Source organism: Caldimonas taiwanensis NBRC 104434 (genome assembly GCF_001592165.1).
GTDB classification, from domain to species: Bacteria; Pseudomonadota; Gammaproteobacteria; order Burkholderiales; family Burkholderiaceae_C; genus Caldimonas; species Caldimonas manganoxidans.
In genome coordinates this window covers 1-2448 of sequence record NZ_BCWK01000051.1, presented here as the reverse complement: position 1 = coordinate 2448, position 2448 = coordinate 1, and the positions used below count along the sequence as shown (strand labels likewise).

At 73.0% G+C, this 2448-nt stretch carries 1 protein-coding gene; it reads right to left on the bottom strand.

The genetic code is table 11. The annotated features are described in order from the left end of the window. Positions 1-2393: type VI secretion system Vgr family protein (locus tag CTA01S_RS15870; RefSeq protein WP_062196824.1), on the bottom strand; the 2393-nt coding region annotated here is incomplete at its 3' end. Between the last annotated feature and the right edge of the window lie 55 nt (positions 2394-2448).

Sequence of the window (2448 nt, the reverse complement as noted above, 5' to 3'; positions counted from 1 at the left end):
GGGCAGGTGAAGGTGATGTCCCCGCCGTCGAGCACGATGCGGCTCGACCCGGAGGTGAGCTCGATGCGGGTTTGGGCCTGGACGTGGATCTCGTCGTTGGTGCTGGTGATCGTGACTTGGCCATCGGCGTGCAGGCTCAGCGTGTCGGTGTGCGCGCGCAAGGATAGTGGCCCGGCGGCGGCTTTGAATTGCAGCCCGCCGTCGTGGGCGTACAGGCTGACGGCCGCCCCGGCGGCGATGCTGGCCGCCTGCGCGGCGCTGAGCTGCATGTCGGCTTGGGCCACCCAGTGCTGGTCTTGTGCGGCATAGGCCCCCAGCGGGCCTTCGGTGCTGTACAGCGCCGAGGCGGCCGCATCCCACAGCATGAGCGGCTGGGTGAAGCCGCCGCCGGCCTGGGCCGAGCCGTCCAGCGCTTGCACGGCCTCGGTCCAGGCCGCCGCCTCGGGCGCCGGCACCTCGGGCAGCTGGGCAGCGGCAACCTGCTGCAGCCGCTGCTGCAGGGCTTGCGCGGCGCGCAGCTGCGCTTGGGCTTCTTGGCCGTCCATTTGCGCGCCGTGCACACTGTCGCCCTGGGCCGCGCGTGCGGTGCTGCTCAGCAGCAAGCCTGCGGCCGCGCGCACGCAGGTCCAGCCGTCGCTGGCCAGCTCGAAGCCGCTGCCGCGCGCCGGCCCGCGCTGCGCGCCACAGGCGGCTTGCTGGATGAGGTGGCCCAGGCCCAGCTCGCTGAGGGGCTGGGTGCACATGAAGCGCATGCGCAGCTGGCCGCTGGCATCATCGAGGACCCAGGCGTTGTGATGCCCGCCGTCCAGCCCATGGCTGAACCAGCCCGAGAGGGTGCCGGGGTGGTTGACCCCGCCGTCTTGGCCGGCCGCGTAGGGCGGGGGGTCGAGGTCGTTGTAGAGCTGCCCGATGATGAGGGGGCGGTCGATGTCGCCGTCGATGAAGTCGACCAGCACTTCGGAGCCGATGCGCGGCAGCAAGACGGCGCCCCAGTTGGGGCCGGCGGCGGTTTGGGCCACGCGCACCCAGGCGCTGGCGCGCTCGTTGCCGGGGGCCGCCCCTGCGGGGTCGGCCGCGCTGGGGTGAGGCAGCCCGCCGCTGAGCGGACGCTGGCCGCGTTGCCAGGGGAATTGGATCTTGACCCGGGCGTTGCGCTCGGTGTGGAGGGCCGCACCGTCCACGCCGGTGACCACGGCGGCTTGCACGCCGCTGGCCCGCAGCTTGGGCCGCAGCGGCGGGCGCCAGGGTTGTTCGGCCTCGATGGCTTGGAATTCGTTGTGGTAGCCCGGCGCAGGGGCGTCGTCTTGGGCGGGCAGCCAGGCGTCTGCGATGTGGTGGACCACCCGCACCAGGCGCCAGCGCCGGCGGCCGAGGCGTTCGTGCTGGCCGAGTGCGAAGACGGCGCCGGGGCTGAGCCGGCGCACGCTGGAGCGGCCGTGCAGGCTGTGCTGGGGCCAGGCCAGGGCCTGGGCGCGCTGGGCGGCGCATTCGGCGGCATGCTGCGCATCGGCGTAGCGCTGCTGGCCCGCGCCGTCGTAGACGGCCAGTGTGGGCCAGTGCGGCAGCGGGCTGGCACCGTCTTGGGCCGCCACCCCGGCCAGGCTTTGCGGGTCCCAGCTGCCCAGCACGACTTGGCTGGCCGCCCCGCAGCGCTGCTGGGTCGCCGCATACACCGCGTCGCGGCCTTGTTCGCCCAGGCGCAGGTCGCCGCGCCCAAAGGGCAGCACGCCCAGATCGGGGGCGTCGTCGTGCGGCGCTTCGGTGATGACCATCACGTGCTGCGCGGGCGCCTGGCCGCTGGGGCCGTGGTGCTCGAAGTGGTAGCACAAGCCTTCTTCGGCCAGCAGGCGCTCGATGAATTGCGCATCGCTTTCCAAGTACTGGCAGCACAGCGGGCGGGGGCGTAAGTGGCGCCGCACGTGGGCCCGCCAGCGCGCCTGGGGATGGTCGCGCAGCACGTCGGCCACGATGTCCAGGGCGTGCAGCTCTTGGTAGACGAAGCTGTCGCGGCGGGCTTGCAGCAGGCTCAGCCAGGGCCCCAGGCGCAGCCGGTAGCGGGCCCAGCCGCCGTCGGCCCCAGCGAATTCAGCCTGCAGCACATGGCCGTGCCAGGGCCGCAGCGAGCCGTCGGCGCATTGCAGCTGCAGCCACAGCGCATGGCCCACCCAGTGCTGCACGGGCAGCCCCGCGGCCGGGCTGAGTGCTTCGATGTCGATGTGAAAGGGTTGGCTGAGGCCTTCTTCGATGCGCACGCGCTGCGCCACCAGCCCCGCCGGGGCCACCCCCGGCAGCGCTTGCGCGTGCAGCCTCAGCAAGCGGCGGTCTTGCTCGATGGGCACGCCAAAGAGGGCCCGCGCGGCTTGTCGCGCCGCGGCGGCTTGGGCCTGGTCCATGCATCCTCCCTGTGGATGGTGTGCTGCTCGCCGTGGCAAGCGGCGCGCAGTATGG